Genomic DNA, 18329 nt, shown 5'->3' on the forward strand with positions numbered 1-18329 from the left:
GTGCTTTAGAAACTTTTGTTATGTTTTGACATACAGGTTCAACCATTACCTTATACGAAACGCCTATCCATGACTTTCAACGCAACTGCGTTGCAACGACCTACCCGCGTGTCAGTTGGCGTAAATAAAACGTATCAACACTTCATCTACAAAATCCATATTAATAGGCAAATCAGCATGTTGAGTATACAACCTCAGTCTTGATGAGTTTTTTTCATACCTATTAAACAGTTATCAAATGGAGTAGAAAAGCGTCATACCCCGTCAGCCCTGCCCTATGGACAGATTCATATTAGGAATAGATTTTTATAATTAACAATTATTTTACAACTGCAAATGTAACAAAATGTGAGCTGTGCCTTTTTGAAAGTTATTGGCAGAAACTTGAGATGGCTTGAAAGGCCCATGAGAAGGTGGTTTGGTGAATTAGGTGGGTGGAATTGGAAGGTTTATTAAATTTAGACAGGCATTGTTAAAGACGAAAATTGTGACAGGCATAGTTAAAAATGAGAAAAGTTTTCACTTAGTCTATTTGCTAGGCACAAAACGGGCTTGAACAAATTTTTGTTAATTCTTCTTATTGAAAATTAGAAGCAGTCGAAAAGGTGAGTTTCACTAGCGAAAATAACTATGCAGCCACATTGACTGTTCTGGTATGTGGTTGGTCAGTTTAGATTGAAGTTATCCTAGCAAACGTCTGGCATTTGTTTGCCCGTGCACCCTTTGTTGATTTTGGTTATGCGCGTACTGCTCTAAGTGCAGCACTTTTCCTGCTGCATGCTTAAATAAGGTCTCGAATTGCGTGGTTAGCGTTAACCATTTGTCGCTTTCGATGTTGAGTCTTTCTAAAATGTGTAATTTGTTGTTGTCTACTTTCCCTTGTTTGGCTAGGTATATATGTCGACTGGTTGCATCAACGGCCTGAAGATATTCAATGAGAGTAAAGGGCAAACCGGTTGATAAACCTCTTTTTGATTTACGTGAAAAGGGCATGAGTCGTTTTGGGGTCTTCCCTGCCCTAGCTGCGCGAATACGATACTGTATACTAGTGTGATTGGAACTTTCTGGCGTTTTTGCCATATTTGCACGCACTGGATTTAAATCTACATATGCCATGCAGGCCGCTAGAGCCGATTCATCTAATAGCGCTTGCGATTTAAATCGTCCCTCCCAGAAATGTCCTGTGCACTCATCTTCTTTGTTAGCAGCTCGGGCAATGTATTCATTCAGTGCCCGCATAAACCAGCTGATATCGTATAGCCGCTTTCGCCACACTTCTGCGGTACATTCAATGGTTTTAAGCTGCGCTTCACTGAGCTCTTCTCGCGTAGGTAACGACAGATACTGCTGTGTAAGCAGGGTTCCCTTATACAATGTATGCCACCTCTGAAGCACTTCCGCGGTGGTCATTGATTGCGCTTTGTCCTTGTCTATATGTAGCACCAAGTGGGTATGGTTACTCATGACCGCATAAGCACATACACCGATAGCGAATACCTCACTCAACACATGTATGCGATCTTCTACCCATTGGCGGCGGTGTTCAAAGCTTTTTCCATTTTCTTCCCCGCATAAAAATGCACGACGAACACAGCGTGAAATACAGTGATAATAAGGTGTATCGAATAAACTAATTTGCGACTTTCTGGTTTTAGGCATCGAGGCTGTCAAACTATGAGTTGTAATATAAACAGTTTGAGTATTCATCGAGTTTAAAGAAAGTGTATCGAGGTACAGTTTTATTGATGTTTTATGTCTGTCGCATTAATTGCTTGGGCATCGGTCTATGCCTGTCTCACTAGTTGATGAGTACTTGGGCACAAAAAAGGGGCAATAAAGTTGCCCCTTCGTCGATGCACTAATTTAATGCGCAGTGGTGTTAACGATGCTAGCTTAGTCGCTGCCTAACAATTTCGTATAAGCACACGCCAGTGGCAACCGACACGTTTAAACTAGACACACTGCCAGCCATAGGAAGCTTCACTAACTCGTCGCAGTTTTCTCTCGTGAGCCTGCGCATGCCCTTTCCTTCAGCGCCCATTACCAGAGCCGTAGGGCCTTTTAGATTAACATCATAAAGGGTTTTATCGGTCTCACCTGCTGTACCTACAATCCAAATTCCTTTGTCTTGCATGTGCTTTAAGCTTCTCGATAAATTCGTCACTTGAATAAGCGGTATCACTTCTGAAGCCCCGCACGCCACTTTGCGCACAGTGCCATTTAAGCTAGCTGATTTGTCTTTAGGTACCACAACGGCATGTACACCAGCGCCATCAGCAGTTCGTAAACACGCGCCTAAATTATGCGGGTCGGTAATTCCGTCTAGCACCAGTAAAAAAGGTTGTGACTCTTTCTCTAAAATGCGGTCAAGATCGGCTTCATCAAGAACTCGTGCGGCTTTTGCTCTGGCAACTACGCCTTGGTGCTGCTCGCCGTTAACTTTGTCATCTAAGGTTTTGCGCTGACAAAACTGTACAGAAATGCCAAAACGGCGGGCTTGGTTCACAATGTTGACTAAACGCTCGTCGGTCCTACCTTTTAGCACCATAACTTCAACAACACGCTCAGGCTCGTTTTCTAATACCGACTGCATAGCATGTAAACCGTATAACCATTCTTGCTGCGCCATTTAACGCTTTCCTCTTCTGCTCGTTTTATCTGATTTACCCGCTTTAGCAGGGCTTTTTGCCCCGCCATTGGCTGGCGTCTTCGCTGGGCCTTTTTCTTGCCCAGTGCCACCACCTTTGTTTGATGCAGGTTTAGGACCTCGCTTCCCTTTTCCAGCGGCTTTCTTAGAAGGTTTCGCTTTTCCCTTCTTGCCACCAGGGCTGCGCAGCATAGACTTATCGAACAATAAATCAATCTTTCTTTCATCTAAATTAACGGCAGCAACTTGTACTAAAACGGTGTCGCCCAATCTAAACTGATTGTGGCCAGACTCGCCAACTAGCGCCATCTTCACATCATCAAACTGATAGTAGTCGTCATCTAATGAAGTAATGTGAACAAGCCCGTCAATATGATATTCGGTAAGGCGGATAAACAAGCCGAAATTAGTAACCGAGCTCACCACACCTTCAAAGGTATCGCCAACGTGGTCGAGCATAAATTCACATTTCAACCAATCGGCAACGTCGCGCGTTGCATCATCGGCTCTGCGCTCTGTCATAGAGCACTGTTCGCCCAATTGCTCTATTTCATCAACCGTATAGCTCTTACTGCCGCTTACCGACTTTTTGCCCTGTTGCTTTGCAATAATGCTTTTCAGCGCTCGGTGAACCACCAAATCTGGGTAGCGACGAATTGGAGAGGTAAAGTGCGCGTAAGCTTCAAGCGCCAAACCGAAATGACCTACGTTGTCGCCGCCATACACCGCTTGCTTCATTGAACGAAGCAACATGGTTTGTATTAGCTCTTCATCAACGCGACCTTTGGTTTTTAGCACCACATCGGTAAACGCAGAAGGCTCTGCATCATCAACAATGCGATGAGTAATCCCTATCTCACTGAGGTAACTCGTAAATGCGGTAAGTCTGTCGGCATCTGGCTTGTCGTGTATGCGATATAACGCCGGTGCTTCATGCTTTTCAAGCATAAGTGCAGCGCTCACGTTCGCCATGATCATGCACTCTTCAATAAGCTTATGCGCATCATTTCTCACAAGAGGAACAATGTTTTCTATCTTGCGCTGTGCGTTAAACACAAATTTTACTTCTTGCGTTTCAAACTCAATAGCACCGCGTTTGGCGCGAGACTTTTTAAGGCCGCGATACAAGTCATGTAAGTTACGCAAATGAGGCACATGCGCTTCGTAGCGCTGATGCATTTCTTTGTCGCCCTGCAGAATTTTCCACACCTTATTATAAGTAAGGCGAGCGTGAGAGTTCATTACGGCTTCGTAAAATTGGAACTCTTCAAGAATGCCTTGCGCACTGATGGTCATTTCACACACCATGCACAAACGATCTACTTCAGGGTTAAGCGAGCACAAGCCGTTTGATAGTACTTCAGGCAGCATTGGAATAACTTGGTCAGGGAAATACACCGAGTTTCCACGCTGTTGCGCTTCATCATCAAGGGCTGAGCCTGTTTTGACATAGTGGCTCACATCGGCAATGGCTACCCATAGCTGCCAGCCGCCATCGTCTAGCGGCTCACAATATACTGCGTCATCGAAGTCTCTGGCATCTTCACCATCAATCGTTACCAACGGTAATTGACGTAAATCTACCCGTCCCGCTTTGGCATCATCAGGCACTTGGTCGGTAAGGTGTGATACTTGTTTAGTCACGCCCTTCGGCCACTGATGTGGAATATCAAACGTGCGCAAAGCCATCTCAATTTCCATACCTGGCGCCATATGCTCTCCAAGTACTTCAACAACTTTACCTACTGGGCTCATTTTTCTGCGCGGTCGCTGAGAAAGCTCTACAACCACAACTTGCCCCATCCGTGCACCGTTGGTGCTTTCCGGCGGAATGACAATCTCGTGCTGAAGGCGGCTGTCGTCTGGCACTACCATGCCAAAGCCTTGCTCTACAAAGTAGCGCCCAACAATGGGCTCTTCTCTTGGCTCTATCACTTGTGTAATAAAGGCTTCTTTACGGCCTCTGCGATCGGTGCCGCTCACTCTGGCTTCTACAATATCATCATGCAGGAACATGCTCATTTGCCCTGCACTTACGAATAAGTCGCCGCTTTTATCTTCAGGGCGCAAGAAACCAAAACCGTCGCGGTGACCAATTAGTCGGCCTTTAAATATTTCATCACGGTTTTGAAGAATGTACTTTTTCTGACGCGTAAACTGTACCTGCCCCTCGCGCTCCATGGCACGAAGTCGTCGTTGAATACCAATTCGGGCATCTTCGTTTTCAGCATTTACTTCGGCGCAAATATCAAGAAATGACAAGGGTTTGTCATGCTCTTTCAATATGCTCATCAAATGTTCTCGGCTAGCTACCGGGTTTTCGTACTTTTCTTTCTCGCGCTGATAATGCGGGTCGTCACTCATGTATTTGTAAATTACCTTTTGTTTATTTGGTTTTGTTTTTCAATATCATTTTTAATAAAGCGGATATTTCAATTGGCTTTGCGTGATTGCATAGTGTGTAATTTCATCGCCAAAACTACGTTGCTGTTATGGCATCACTGCAATCGCTTCGCCATCTGGTTGTTTGATGCACAGTATAACAGTATTTATCACAAAAATATTGCGCTCAAGTGACAGCCAGAAACGGCGTAAATGCGTAAGTTGACTCGACTCATTATTTTTCTTACAAAATAATGAGCGGTCTCTCGCCTCGTTTGATTAGTTCATTGTCTACAGGTGACGCCTTCGTATCACAAAAGCGCTATTTATCATGCCTGTCTTATCTCTTGTCATCATGCCTGTCTCATTAGTTGCGTTGGCTAATTTTTATGACTGTCTTAATAGTATTTTTTTACAATGAATACTCAAGCTTGGCTTTAGTAGTGCAAAATATTGATAAAAAAGTGACACCTTCATGTCATATAGCTCCTGTATAAAAATAAGCGTTAACATGTCGAGATGTGTGTTTGTAAACATTAACGCTTCCGAGAATTTATACTTAGAAGCGACAGTGCTCTGGGGCACTGGCACTTTATAGCGTTGAAACCTAGCGTTATTTCCGAAATATAAACGCGGCATCGCTATATCACTTACTCTTTTTGGAAAACCAGGCACCATGGATAGAAGAAAATTTATTGCATTATCATCAGTTGCTGGCGTGAGCATGGCAATATCAAGTGGACTAGCGGGGTGCGTTTCAAACGCTCGCCCATCAAGTAATGCCACTTTTACACATGGCGTGGCCAGTGGCGATCCGTTACAAAGCGCGGTTATTATCTGGACGCGGGCAGTTCCAGCAGATAATGCCGCTAAAGCCGATATTATTTGGGAGATAGCCAGTGACAAAACGTTCAAAAGTATTGTGGCCAGCGACAGAGTATCCGCAAAAGCATCTCAAGATTACACCGTTAAAGTTGACGTAAAAGGCCTATCCCCTGACAGCCAATATTATTATCGCTTTCGAAGCGCTGACAGCGTAAGTGCTATCGGTGAAACCCGAACTCTACCCTCCAATGATGTCAGTGAAGTGACTTTTGGAGTATTTTCTTGCTCTAATTATCCAGCAGGCTTTTTCACGCCTTACATGGAGGCTGCCAAGAATTCAAACATAGACTACGTGCTTCACTTGGGCGACTACATCTATGAATACGACGGCGAAGGATATGCCACAGAAAACGCAAAACAAATTGGCCGTACATTTGAACCTGATAATGACACCGAGCTCTTTACCCTTGCCGATTATCGCCGCCGCTATGCGCTTTATCGAACAGATGAAGGGTTGCTCGCGCTGCATCAAAACAAACCCTTTATTGTAGTATGGGACGACCATGAAGTATCGAACGATACTTATAAAGATGGCGCTCAAAATCATCAGGATGATGAAGGCGACTTTTTCAACCGTCGCGCTGCAGCGATACAAGCCTACTACGAGTGGCTACCAATAAGACCCACCTTTGGTGAGGCGCGCATGGAAATTTATCGACAATTCACATTTGGCAAGCTGCTCGACCTGTACATGTTAGACACGCGGGTACTCGCTCGCGATAAGCAGCTTGAATATGCTCATTACCGAGACAAAGATACTAAGGCGTTCAACCAAACGGCGTTTACTAAAGATATAAGCAACCCGCAGCGAGGTCTGCTTGGCGACGCGCAGCGTAAATGGCTGAACGAGGCAATGAGAAACAGCAGTGCAAAATGGCAGGTGTTAGGCCAACAGCTTTTAATGGGTCGCATGCTGTTTCCGGTGTCTATATTTAATGGCGTGCCGCGGGAGCAAATTCCGGCTCACGTTAGCAATCTTGCCGAGATAAAGCGTAAACAGCAGCGCGGAGAAACGCTTAGCGAAAAAGAGTTGCAGCTAGTGGCCTCGGTCATGCCATACAATCTTGATGCGTGGGATGGCTACCCTGTTGAGCGGGAGCGTTTACTAATGCAACTAAAACAGCTTAATAAGCCAGTCATAGCCCTAGCTGGAGACACTCACAACGCGTGGCATAATACCCTCACTCTCGCTGATGGAACAAAAGTCGCCGTTGAGCTTGCGACTCCAGGAGTTTCCTCGCCAGGGATGGAAAACTATTTATCTATGGATAATAAAGCAGCCGAGGCAATGGCGAAGGATTTACCCATGCTTATTGACGACCTTCAATACTGCAACCTTCATCAGCGCGGATTTCTAACACTAAACGTTACCAATGAAGAAGCAAATGCGACATGGTATTTTGTCGATGACATTTTGACTAAAGACGGAAAAGTAAGCCAAACACATTCCATAACTCTTAAGGCTTAGCAGTAAGGTTTTATAGTTTTGGGCGTGAGAGTAAAAAAGGGGCAGAGTGAAAGCTCAGCCCTTTTTTGGTGTTACTTTTGTGACGCGTATTTAATTGGGATCTGACCCTATTTATTGTTTTTAGAACTCGTAGTATACGCGTACGCCGGCTATTCTGGGCATGCCGCGAACATTGGTAGGAATACCAAGGCCGCCACCGGTGTTACCAGCATCAATCAAATACTCTTTATCGAACAGGTTATTTACGTACAGCTCGTAGGCAAATTGGCTGTCTTTTTTATTCAACTTAAAAGAGACGTCGGTGAGTGAATACGTATCTTGTGACGAACCAGGATAATTACTGCTTTCAAAAAACACGGTAGACTGAAAGCTCGTTAACCAATTCACATCAAGGGTCCAAGCATCTACGTAAAACAACTTGTTGATGTTAAACGCACCGCTTACCTCTGGTGCTAAACGAAACTTGTTACCGCCATATTCGAAGGGTGAGCCATCTGCCGTGTCATTAGCAAACTCGGCATCAAGAAATCCTAAGCTACCTGTTAGGGTTAAGGTGTCGCTGTAATTATAAACCGCCATTCCCTCAATACCCGACATCGACGAGTCACCTACAGTCACGGTAATCGATTGCAACGTTTCAGGGTCGGTAAAACTCTGCTGATAATTACTGTATTCATAGGTAAACATGGCGCCGGTAAACATAAAGTTGGCACTTTGATATTTAACACCAACATCAAAACTATCCACTATCTCTGCATCGGTAATATTTACCCCACCAGCATTAGCATCTACTACAGGAGAGCGTCGGCCTCGCGCGTAACTTGCGTACACATTCCAGTTATTTTGAATATCGTAACTTACTGCAAAACGAGGAAGGGTATCGCTAAAATCGCCCTCACCTTCAAACGTAAATGGCCCATTCGCAGTGGCAAAGGTATTGCGCGTGAAGCGAGTTTCATCAATGTAACGCATACCCGCTGTAACATTTAATTCATCGGTAACAAAGTAAGAAAACTCAGCAACGTACGACTTAATATCTAATTCAGCCTCGAAAACAAACGGCCCCTGAATAACAGTAGAAGGTAAGTCGGGATTGGAAATTGGCGTACCATCTGCGTTAAACAACGCCGATACCAGCTGGCTGCGAAGGGCTTGTATTTGCTCAAGCGTTGCGTCGGTAGCAATATTTTGGTTAAGTGGAATATCCGACGACGCTTCTAGCTGAGCCTTTACCGCATCGAATGTACCGCGAACAAATGGGTCCACCATGATGTAGTAAGGCAAAATTGAATCATCCTGCATAATAGATGCCCCCACAAACCCAGTTAGCCTGTCACCCGAGTTGTAAACTAGGCGCATGGAGCCGCCTTTTAGTGTGGCATCGTTATCAAAATACGCATCTTGAATTCGAAGCGCTGAACCATCAGCGTCAAAACCTTCGCTTACTTCAACATCCTTGTAAAAGCCATCTGCATGAAAGCGCAGCGTGTCGTTGATGTCATAGTTAACTGTAAGATCATAAGCGTACAAAGAACGCTCAATACCCAGTTCACTCCCCATGCTAAATTCAGCCGCAGTGTAGGGGCTAGTATCGCCATTTTTAGGCGCGATAGAGCCAGATTTAAACGCAATACCTGGTTGATCATTGTATTCCATTGAAGCACGGGCAATAATTTCCAGTTGGTCATAATCAGCCTTCCATGTAGCGCGCAACGCCTGAACCGACACCCCTTGTAAATCTTCACCGCTACAAGGCACACTATTACCTAAATGGTCGATGACATTAGCTTTGCCATAAAATGCTTCATCACTACAGGCTTTATTTTCAACGATGCCATCCATTTCCCGGTACAGTCCTGCAATTCGAAAACTATGGTTTTCGTTTACTGGTTTGTTGTACATAAAGTCGAGCTCTCTTCCCTGCTCGCTGTTATAACCAAGCTGTACCTTACCTTCTTCTGTGTCGGTGGGTAGCTGTGAATGAATGCTAATAGCACCATTTGCAGCGGCGACACCGAAAAGAGTTGGCTGTGGTCCTTTAAGCACTTCAACTCGCGCAATATCGTAAAGCGCAACACTCGACACGGTCTTTTTACTGATATCAAAACCGTCTTGGTATACTGAAATTCGCGGTGTTGCTGAAACCGCTGACACGTCATCTGTCACGCCGCGAATATTGAAAGATGGCAAACTTACCGCTTGCTCTTGAATTTGAACGTTAGGAAGGATGCGAGATAAATCGTCGAGTTCCATTATGTTGGTGCGTTCTAAAAACTCACTGCCGATAACATCCATGGTTACCGGTACGTCCATTACCGATTGCTCACGCATTTGGGCAGTCACGGTAATTTCTTCTATATAGTCGTAAGTATCATCTGACGTGTCTGGTGCCACAACACTCGACTCTTGTGCATTTGCTGACGCAAAAGCGGTTGCAGAGAGCGCGCATAAAACTGCGCGGGCTAACAATGAGCGGGGGTACATAGTTCATTCCTTTATGTGTGCAAGCTTTGTGTTTTTTGATTTCAGCGCTTATGAGTAAGATGATTGATTTTTCTGCGCTGGCGTTCATGAAGGTAGAGTGGATTTGAGACGTTTCGATGACACATACATGAAAGATAAAAGGCAGTTCTATGACAGTGTCTTTAACCATAAACTTTTGTAATTTATGTACATTATCATCTTGTATAGTAGTGCTATAAAAAGCATGCTAGTCTGATAATAAGAATTATTCTCAGACGATTGTGCGAGCATTTAAAGCGTATTTACGTTTTACTAGGCTCAGTGAATTTTCAGTAAAACCATTACCATGTTGAAGGAGAAAACAATGAAAAAAGCGATAATGCTACTAACCGCGGTTGGCGCGGCCACATTGCTAAGCGCATGTAGTGCAGAGCACGGTACTACTATGTGTACAACAGCCCCTCAGGCAGATTGGCAAAACCAAGAAGCCTTTCAAGCACAACTTGTTGCGCAAGGCTATAAAATCAATGAGTTCAAAGTAACCGATGGCAACTGCTACGAAATCTATGGCTTCAACAAAGATGAAAACAAGGTAGAAATTTATTTCAACCCTGTAGATGGCAGCATCGTTAAAGAAGAAAGCCACTAACCTTAAAATCAAATACGTTGTAAGGTTTATATAAAAGCGCCACAATTATTATTGCGGCGCTTTTTTGTTTTCGACGCCGTTAATACAAGCGAAGGCAAATGCTATGACAGAGCGCACAACACAACCTGTGAAAGAGACAACACCTGCAAACAACCACCGCAGTAACAACTACCCTAGAAATAACCTACAAGACATTAGTGTTTGGGATGGTGTCGTAAGGCTATGCCACTGGGGCTTGGTTATTTGCTTTATCACGAATTACTTTATTGTAGAGCCAGGACGTCTGTATCACGAAATTGCGGGTTACAGCGCCGTGTTTTTCGTTGTCGTGCGCATCGTTTGGGGCTTCACACGCCCGCCAGCAGAAAGCACTTATCAAGACAGGCATGCTTCTCATGATATTTCTCATGCCTGTCACAATACTTTTTATGACAGGCATAGCAATGAGGCTACTTCTTATGACTGTCACAATAAAAGCGACAATAAGGACCAAAGCGTTTATCAAGACTCCACTTTTTGTGACAGTCATAATAGTAACAATATCGGCACGTCTCATGATTCTTTTTATGCCTGTCTCAATAAGGAAGCTCCTAGTGAATCGAACTACGCTAGCTTCCGTACTATTGACCTAAGTAGCCAAGCCTTTAAAGAACATCTACAGCACTTAAAACTTCGTAATGTGCCTGTCCAAACAGGGCACAATCCTTTTGGTTGGCTCATGATATTTGCGGTTATAGGTTTGTTTTTTGGCCTAGGTATTAGCGGGTTTCTAATGGAGGAAATTGACGCCCTATTTGGCAATAGTACGTTGGAATGGATCCACAGCATATTTGCTGATGTGTTATATGCGTGTGTATTGGTCCATATTGCAGCGGTGTTTTTTGTGCAATATAGAGGGCGCGTACAGTTGCTGCGCCCTATGATAACGGGCTTACGGCGAAACTTGTCTCGAGATGATAAGCCTTAGGGTGTATTGACCTTTGCTGAGCATTTTCGTCACGGTCTTTGTGGTGTTTAGCCAAAATAAATAGCTGAAAGTCTTCAGGTTAAATCGAAATCATTTAACGCGTTATATACAGCACGCCGGCGCTGCCCAAAGGGAACTGAATTCCTACAGTAAGGGTTAACGTGCCCTAGCTATCCATAGGCCGTTTTGCAGCGCGAACTGCTTTGGGGTGCATTAGCGTTTCTAGTTCATCAAGGTAAGACGCTATTTTTTTGTGCTGGGCTTTGTCGTTAGTAATGGCGGTATGCAGCCAGTGGTAGGCATCTTCGTAATCATATGGGCTACCGTAGCCGGCGAGGAACAGCTCTACTAACTGAATTTGCGCCTTTAAATTCTTAAGTGCTGACGCTTCTCGTAAGTAAACAACGGCCCGCTCTTTATCTTCTTGTACTAGTGTTCCGTTTGCGTAATATCGGCCTAGCTGTTCTAGCGCCGCGGGCAATCCCTGATTCGCCGCATCTTCTATATAGCCAATACCTCGTGCAGGCTCCTCATCAACGCACACTCCCCACGCCAGCATGTCACCCCAAAGAAACTGATAGGCTGGTACTTTTAGCACTTCAGCTCGCGCTTCAATGTCTTGGACCAGCTGACAGCGATCGGCCAGCACTTTATCTAAATGCGTGTTCGCATTTATCATTTCAATAAGCGCATCTTGACTGTAAAGCTGAACAGCACGTATCTCTTCTATGGTTTCGCCTTCCAATGCATGAACACGCACAGAAAAACTAAACAGTAAAAAAGTGATCGCGATAGTGGTAAGAGAATATGGTTTCATAATTACGGGTTCTAACAAAAGATAAAGCAAGCGTAGTTAAGTTATCGTCCAAGTATAGAATATCTTAACTACATTGCTTACTTCTTTGAGGTCAACACACTTTCCTAGCAACCTAGTTTAATGGCCGCCTTTGGTGGAACATAAAGCAGACTGAATATGACGGGCGTGATCAGCTAGATCAATACCTAAATCGGTAAGGTAACCTCCATCAGGCAAAGTAATAAGTCCTTTTGAGTATAATCGAGAGGCGGCGTTAACCATGGTTTGACTTGCGTCGTGGTGAATTTTTAAACCTTGTAGCAGGCTATTGTCGGGAAATTTGAGTAGTAAATTTAACTCGTCGAGCATGTCCTGATCGAATGTTGTCATACAACCACCTTAGGCAAAGGATTGAAAGTTATAGCGCTTATGTTTCTCTATTAGTTATAGCGCCATTTCCTATATCACACACAATTAATCGCACTGTCCAGATCATTTTCTCGAAAATAGCCACTATTGAACCTTTAATCTGGATTTCACACTGCGAACTGATCGGACTTTACCGCTAAATAGTATACTCTTGCCATAACATGAGTTCGTGGATGTGCAGCCCCAATGAAGTATAAAGATTTACGCGACTTTATTCGCCAACTAGAAAGCAAAGGCGAATTGGTTCGCATTAGCCAGCCGATTGATACAGACCTTGAAATGACTGAAATTGCCGATCGCACCCTACGTGCCGGCGGTCCTGCGCTTCTTTTTGAAAACCCCAAAAATCATTCTATGCCTGTCTTAGCAAACCTGTTTGGTACACCTCAGCGTGTTGCCATGGGTATGGGTCAAGACTCGGTAGAAGCGTTAAGAGAAGTGGGTAAACTTTTAGCCTATTTGAAAGAGCCTGAGCCACCAAAAGGATTGAAAGATCTGTGGTCAAAACTTCCTGTGTTTAAGCAAGTTCTTAACATGCCCGCCAAGGTAGTTAGAAAAGCGCCTTGTCAGGAAGTGGTGCTAACAGGCGATGATGTAGACTTATCAAAAATTCCCGTTCAGCGCTGCTGGCCAGGCGATGCCGCGCCATTGGTAACATGGGGGCTCAGCGTAACGCGCGGGCCGCACAAGAAACGTCAGAACCTTGGCATATATCGTCAGCAGGTTATTGCCAAGAATAAACTCATCATGCGTTGGTTATCTCATCGCGGCGGTGCGCTAGATTTTCGTGAGTGGTGCCAAACTCACCCCGGCGAACCTTACCCAGTGTCAGTGGCATTAGGTGCCGATCCTGCTACTATTTTAGGTGCTGTTACGCCGGTGCCCGACACGCTATCTGAATATGCATTTGCCGGGTTGTTGCGAGGTGATAAAACGGAAGTAGTTTCTTCCATCAGTAACGACCTACAAGTACCCGCAACCGCTGAAATAGTGCTTGAGGGATATATTGCGCAAGATGAAACTGCCCCAGAAGGGCCTTATGGCGATCACACTGGCTACTATAACGAAGTAGACGAGTTTCCTGTGTTCACCGTAACGCACATAACTCACAGAAAAGACCCTATTTATCACTCTACCTACACCGGGCGTCCGCCAGACGAACCCGCCATTTTAGGCGTTGCCCTCAACGAGGTGTTTGTCCCTATTTTGCAAAAGCAGTTTCCAGAGATTGTCGATTTTTATCTGCCGCCTGAAGGATGCTCCTATCGAATGGCAGTGGTTACCATGAAAAAGCAGTATCCAGGGCATGCGAAGCGGGTAATGATGGGTGTATGGTCGTTTTTACGCCAGTTTATGTACACCAAATTTGTTATTGTATGTGACGATGACGTGAATGCGCGAGATTGGAATGATGTGATTTGGGCCATCACTACGCGTATGGATCCGGCCCGTGATACGGTATTGATAGAAAATACTCCTATCGACTATCTCGATTTTGCATCTCCAGTATCAGGGCTAGGCTCAAAAATGGGAATGGATGCGACCAACAAAATGCCCGGTGAAACCGACCGCGAATGGGGCGAGCCCATCGTTATGGATGAAGACGTTAAAAAGCGTGTTGATGATATTTGGGACGAACTTGGTATTATGAAATAATCAGGCTCAAGAGCAAAGGCAACACGCTAAACCAAAAGGTAAGAAGAGAATACATGCCACAGATTAATTGCAAGGTTGCAAGCATTACGCCTTTAACCGATGTAGTACAAAAAGTTGAGCTAACGTTACCAGAAGCAGTAGCGTTTAAAGCAGGTCAGTACGCCATGGTAGTGATGGGCGAAAAAGATATGCGCCCGTTTTCTATCGCTAACCCGGCCTACGACAATAATAGAGTAGAGCTTCATATTGGCGCAGAGCCAGGTAACAGCTACGCGGGTGAAGTGTTAGCGCGCATGCAGCAAGACGGAGAAATAACGCTCAGTCTTGGCCATGGCGATGCATTCTTGCAAAGCAATGGTTTACCCATGGTGCTTATTGCTGGCGGCACAGGATTTTCCTACACCTACTCTATTCTAAAAGAGCACTTACAAAGCGGCGATAAAACACCTTTAACGCTGTATTGGGGTGGTAAGCACGCCGACGACCTGTACTTAGCCGATGAGCTTAGCGCGCTAGCTGATCAAAACGACCATTTTACCTTTGTGCCTGTTGTTGAGTTTGCAAGTGACGACTGGACGGGAAGAACGGGTTGGGTACACCATGCCGCAATGGCTGATCATGCCGACTTCGGCGAGGTTCAGGTATATGTTGCTGGCCGCTTTGAAATGGCCAAGGTCGTTCGCGATGACTTCACCCAGCGCGGTTTAAAGGTAGAAAATTTGTATGGTGATGCGTTCGCCTTTATCTAAGACTTGTTACTTCTTTTAGTGTTTTGAAAGCCGACTGATTACCGTCGGCTTTTTTATTTCTTCAAATTCGATAACTAACTGCTGTACACGTTTACTCCAATTGTTCCTTTGTAACGTATCCGCTATGGTTGAGTAACTCTGTCACCTAGTGTTCAGTTAAAAGCACCCTTGGAGAAAAGAATGATAAAAAATATTCCTACAACATTTAAAAGCGTGGGTCTGTCTGCGCTTTCATTAGCACTTTCTATGGCGATTGTGAGTGCCGCTGCCATTGGTAATGCTCACGCTGCAGATACCAAGCAAAAAGCAGCACTGTATGATATTGCCGCATCTATTTCACCAGAGAGAATAGAAGACGATATCACTACGCTGGTTAATTTTGGTACCCGACATACCCTATCTGAGACTGAGTCTGATACCAGAGGAATTGGCGCGGCAAGGCGCTGGATTAAATCTGAGTTTGAAGAAATTTCTGCTCAGTGCGGCGGCTGCTTAGAAGTATACTTTCAGTCTGAAACCATCAGCGGTGAAAAGCGTATTCCTAACCCTACTGAGGTAGTCAGTGTTATCGCTATTCAGCGCGGCGCTACCGATCCTGAGCGCTATGTGATCATGTCTGGCGACATTGATTCTCGCGTGTCCGATGTTATGGATTTTACGTCTGACTCACCTGGAGCTAACGATAATGCATCGGGTGTAGCCGGTACGCTGGAAGCTGCACGAGTACTGTCTAAGTACGAATTTAACGGCACCATTGTTTATGCCGCACTGGCAGGTGAAGAACAAGGCCTTTTTGGTGGCCGTATTATGGCAAACCAAGCTAAGAAAGACGGCTGGCGCATCAAAGCGGTATTGAACAACGATATGATTGGCAATATTGAAGGGGTAAATGGGGTTATCAACAACACCACAGCCCGTATTTTTGCTGAAGGTACACGAGTTACTGAAACCGAAGCAGAAGCAAGACGCCGCCGCTTTACCGGTGGTGAAGTAGACTCGCCAAGCCGTAATTTGGCTCGCTACATAGACAAGGTGGCCGACCAGTATATTGAAAACCTCGATACCATGGTGGTATACCGTTTAGACAGGTTCGGTCGAGGCGGTCATCACCGTCCGTTTAACGACCTTGGCTATCCGGGCATTCGCATTATGGAAACCAACGAAAACTACACGCGTCAGCATCAAGATTTGCGTGAGGAAGATGGCATTAAATACGGCGATACCCTCGATGGCGTTAACTTTGAATATGCGGCCAAGTTAACTGGCTTAAACGCCGTAACCTTAGCCTCTATGGCATGGGCACCAAACCCACCTGCAAACGTGTCGATAAAAGGCGCGGTTCAACCTTCTACAACCTTGATGTGGGACGCCTTAAACGAGGCACAAAACCCACAGTTAAAAGGGTATAAAGTATATTGGCGTCATACTGACGCGCCGCAGTGGGAATACAGCAAATTTGTTGGTGATGTTACTGAGGCCACCCTTGAGAATGTAGTGATTGATAATTACTTCTTCGGCGTTGCCAGTGTCAACAACGATGGCGTTGAAAGCGTGGTCGTTTATCCAGGCCCAGCCGGTAGTTTTGGTGAGTAAACTGCTCGTGTAACACAGAGAATAAACTGGCCAAATAGCAACACGAGTAAAATAACAAAGCGCTGCGACTGTAATGAAGAGGCTTCATATACACCTGTATTTAACCCCTCTTCACAAATGTGCAGCGCTTTTTTTTAAAAATAGCTTTTAAGTCAGCTTTTAAAAAAGCCTTTAAAACCGCCGCTTCGTGTTCGCAGTGTTAATTGTCGTTAATATGGCCGCGGTGGATTAAACTTTATATCTACCCTAGAGTGTATAAAGAGGCTAAATTCGCAGTATATTAGTTAAAGGGGAAAAATAACTTGCTCACAAAGCGTGTTAGTCGTTTTACGTTTACTTCCACACTTGCATGCATCTTTTGCATGTCGGCCCTCTCTCACGCAAATGCCCAATTAGCTGACGAGCCAAACGAAAAGCTAAATAAAGTCACTCTTGCCGCTGGCCCTTTCGAGACTTACGTCAATGACGACGGTGAACCTGCGAGAGTGAATGAACTAGTATCCACTGCGCTAGCGCAAAGTGGTACCGATGCTAGTTTAAAAGTCATGCGTCAGGCTTTTTTGGGAAGCGCTGTTCGAGCAGGAAGGGTAGACGGTGAATATGCACTCGTTGATATGGGCCAGCAAATAGAAGGCGTAATAACATCGAACGTGTTTTTACCCCTACATCTTTATGCAGCCAGTAAAGATGCCGACGTAGAGCAAATCAAAATTTTTCAGCATTTAAAAAGCAACCGCGTGGCGATAGAAAATCGATTTGCTAACACCCCAAACTTCAGATTAATTAAAGACATAAAATGGTCGCGCAACCCGTCCACCTTTGATGCATTTCGCCAACTTGCCGACGACAGAGCGCCCTATTTAATTACATCTGAATTGCTTATAAGAGAGTTTAATACCTTACTTGCCAACGATAGAGAAGAAACTCTGCACTATTCTGCAAAGCCTTTGATGAAAAGTGGGTTTCAGCTAGCGATACGCGACGACGTGCCTAATGCGCAGAAGATTATTAACAACTTCAACAATGCTGTGTCTGCCATGCAACAAAACGGGCAGTACAATAAGCTTCTTCAAATAGATTGGTTGCGTAAAGACATCAACCTCGACGGTATTGCAGATTACATTGGTCATTCTGATATTACACGCGCTTCTAGCTTACTAAAAGCAGCCTATAATCTGGATTCAACACCGGTTTCTGACGATAGTGTATTTGTGATAGACGGCACCGTTTTTACCTCTAAAGCCGAGGCATTTAATGCCTTGCCGAGTATTGAAGAAAACACTAATGAAAAAAATAGTATTGAAGCAGAAAAACGCGATGCAATGAACAAGCGAATGTCCTTACTTGATGCGACGACCTACGAGACGCTATTAAGGCGCTGGTAGGTTGTTTGCTCCCTACCTTTTTTGATGCTTTAGGAAGAGCCATGACAACGGGCTTCTTTAGCGCTGCAGGTTTATGAGTCACGGCAATCTTTGATGGCTATTAAGCGGGGTTGTCTCATACAGCTAACAATCGCGACAGGCCCCTAGCGGGCACTTATTAGCACTTATTAGCACTTATTAGCAATACTTAAATACAGGCGCCGCTAATAACACGCAACAGGCCTCACAGGGGATATGCTCCCCCTTGGCGCATGCACCCT

Annotated in this window: 13 protein-coding genes; 7 read left to right on the top strand and 6 right to left on the bottom strand. The window is 44.8% G+C overall.

The genetic code is table 11. From position 1 onward, the window contains the following. Positions 1 to 681: 681 nt before the first annotated feature. The 3 genes from JV36_RS0114965 to rnr all read right to left on the bottom strand — a co-directional run bounded on the left by JV36_RS0114965 (position 682) and on the right by rnr (position 5011). Positions 682 to 1659, bottom strand: a complete 978-nt coding sequence (locus tag JV36_RS0114965; protein WP_032094897.1) for a transposase — start codon at positions 1657 to 1659, stop codon at positions 682 to 684. Between the two features lie 229 nt (positions 1660 to 1888). After that, entirely contained in the window at positions 1889 to 2629 is a 741-nt protein-coding gene (gene rlmB, locus JV36_RS0114970) for a 23S rRNA (guanosine(2251)-2'-O)-methyltransferase RlmB (protein WP_032094898.1), read from the bottom strand. Next, on the bottom strand, positions 2630 to 5011 hold the full coding sequence (gene rnr, locus JV36_RS0114975; protein WP_032094899.1) for a ribonuclease R: 2382 nt from the start codon (positions 5009 to 5011) through the stop codon (positions 2630 to 2632). It abuts the gene before it with no gap. A 694-nt stretch (positions 5012 to 5705) separates the two neighbouring features. Here rnr and JV36_RS0114985 point away from each other — a divergent pair. Continuing rightward, positions 5706 to 7382 (top strand): alkaline phosphatase D family protein, encoded by a 1677-nt coding sequence (locus JV36_RS0114985; RefSeq protein ID WP_032094901.1) that lies wholly within the window; start codon positions 5706 to 5708, stop codon positions 7380 to 7382. 120 nt (positions 7383 to 7502) lie between these two features. On the opposite strand, the gene JV36_RS0114990 is transcribed toward JV36_RS0114985, so the two are convergent. After that, complete coding sequence (locus JV36_RS0114990; protein WP_032094902.1) at positions 7503 to 9866, bottom strand: TonB-dependent receptor; 2364 nt, start codon at positions 9864 to 9866, stop codon at positions 7503 to 7505. A gap of 343 nt (positions 9867 to 10209) precedes the next feature. Between JV36_RS0114990 and JV36_RS0114995 the strand changes: the two genes are divergently transcribed. Continuing rightward, positions 10210 to 10494 carry a PepSY domain-containing protein gene (locus JV36_RS0114995; protein WP_032094903.1) on the top strand — a complete coding sequence of 95 codons (285 nt, stop codon included), beginning with the start codon at positions 10210 to 10212 and terminating at the stop codon, positions 10492 to 10494. Between the two features lie 103 nt (positions 10495 to 10597). Continuing rightward, positions 10598 to 11461, top strand: a complete 864-nt coding sequence (locus tag JV36_RS19465) for a cytochrome b/b6 domain-containing protein (protein ID WP_081926644.1) — start codon at positions 10598 to 10600, stop codon at positions 11459 to 11461. Positions 11462 to 11627: 166 nt separating this feature from the next. On the opposite strand, the gene JV36_RS0115005 is transcribed toward JV36_RS19465, so the two are convergent. Further along, on the bottom strand, positions 11628 to 12278 hold the full coding sequence (locus JV36_RS0115005) for a tetratricopeptide repeat protein (RefSeq protein WP_032094904.1): 651 nt from the start codon (positions 12276 to 12278) through the stop codon (positions 11628 to 11630). Positions 12279 to 12395: 117 nt separating this feature from the next. Next, on the bottom strand, positions 12396 to 12647 hold the full coding sequence (locus tag JV36_RS0115010; protein WP_032094905.1) for a TIGR02647 family protein: 252 nt from the start codon (positions 12645 to 12647) through the stop codon (positions 12396 to 12398). Positions 12648 to 12872: 225 nt separating this feature from the next. Here JV36_RS0115010 and ubiD point away from each other — a divergent pair, with 225 nt between their 5' ends. The 4 genes from ubiD to JV36_RS0115030 all read left to right on the top strand — a co-directional run bounded on the left by ubiD (position 12873) and on the right by JV36_RS0115030 (position 18069). Next, the gene (ubiD, locus tag JV36_RS0115015) at positions 12873 to 14342 is read left to right on the top strand and encodes a 4-hydroxy-3-polyprenylbenzoate decarboxylase (RefSeq protein ID WP_032094906.1); all 1470 of its coding nucleotides are present in this window, start codon (positions 12873 to 12875) and stop codon (positions 14340 to 14342) included. Positions 14343 to 14395: 53 nt separating this feature from the next. Beyond that, the gene (fre, locus tag JV36_RS0115020) at positions 14396 to 15091 is read left to right on the top strand and encodes an NAD(P)H-flavin reductase (protein WP_032094907.1); all 696 of its coding nucleotides are present in this window, start codon (positions 14396 to 14398) and stop codon (positions 15089 to 15091) included. Positions 15092 to 15337: 246 nt separating this feature from the next. Further along, on the top strand, positions 15338 to 16684 hold the full coding sequence (locus JV36_RS0115025) for a M28 family metallopeptidase (protein ID WP_235207863.1): 1347 nt from the start codon (positions 15338 to 15340) through the stop codon (positions 16682 to 16684). Positions 16685 to 17046: 362 nt separating this feature from the next. Then, positions 17047 to 18069: a transporter substrate-binding domain-containing protein gene (locus JV36_RS0115030; RefSeq protein WP_052010058.1), complete on the top strand. Its 1023-nt coding sequence runs from the start codon at positions 17047 to 17049 to the stop codon at positions 18067 to 18069. Positions 18070 to 18329 lie beyond the last annotated feature (260 nt).

The sequence above is a fragment of the Alteromonas sp. LOR genome (assembly GCF_000753865.1).
In the GTDB taxonomy this organism is placed as follows: domain Bacteria; phylum Pseudomonadota; class Gammaproteobacteria; order Enterobacterales; family Alteromonadaceae; genus Alteromonas.

Coding starts and splice junctions, on each gene's coding strand:
- JV36_RS0114965 (WP_032094897.1), bottom strand. CDS start 1,659: ATGCCTAAAACCAGAAAGTCGCAAATTAGTTTATTCGATACACCTTAT.
- rlmB (WP_032094898.1), bottom strand. CDS start 2,629: ATGGCGCAGCAAGAATGGTTATACGGTTTACATGCTATGCAGTCGGTA.
- rnr (WP_032094899.1), bottom strand. CDS start 5,011: ATGAGTGACGACCCGCATTATCAGCGCGAGAAAGAAAAGTACGAAAAC.
- JV36_RS0114985 (WP_032094901.1), top strand. CDS start 5,706: ATGGATAGAAGAAAATTTATTGCATTATCATCAGTTGCTGGCGTGAGC.
- JV36_RS0114990 (WP_032094902.1), bottom strand. CDS start 9,866: ATGTACCCCCGCTCATTGTTAGCCCGCGCAGTTTTATGCGCGCTCTCT.
- JV36_RS0114995 (WP_032094903.1), top strand. CDS start 10,210: ATGAAAAAAGCGATAATGCTACTAACCGCGGTTGGCGCGGCCACATTG.
- JV36_RS19465 (WP_081926644.1), top strand. CDS start 10,598: ATGACAGAGCGCACAACACAACCTGTGAAAGAGACAACACCTGCAAAC.
- JV36_RS0115005 (WP_032094904.1), bottom strand. CDS start 12,278: ATGAAACCATATTCTCTTACCACTATCGCGATCACTTTTTTACTGTTT.
- JV36_RS0115010 (WP_032094905.1), bottom strand. CDS start 12,647: ATGACAACATTCGATCAGGACATGCTCGACGAGTTAAATTTACTACTC.
- ubiD (WP_032094906.1), top strand. CDS start 12,873: ATGAAGTATAAAGATTTACGCGACTTTATTCGCCAACTAGAAAGCAAA.
- fre (WP_032094907.1), top strand. CDS start 14,396: ATGCCACAGATTAATTGCAAGGTTGCAAGCATTACGCCTTTAACCGAT.
- JV36_RS0115025 (WP_235207863.1), top strand. CDS start 15,338: ATGGCGATTGTGAGTGCCGCTGCCATTGGTAATGCTCACGCTGCAGAT.
- JV36_RS0115030 (WP_052010058.1), top strand. CDS start 17,047: ATGTCGGCCCTCTCTCACGCAAATGCCCAATTAGCTGACGAGCCAAAC.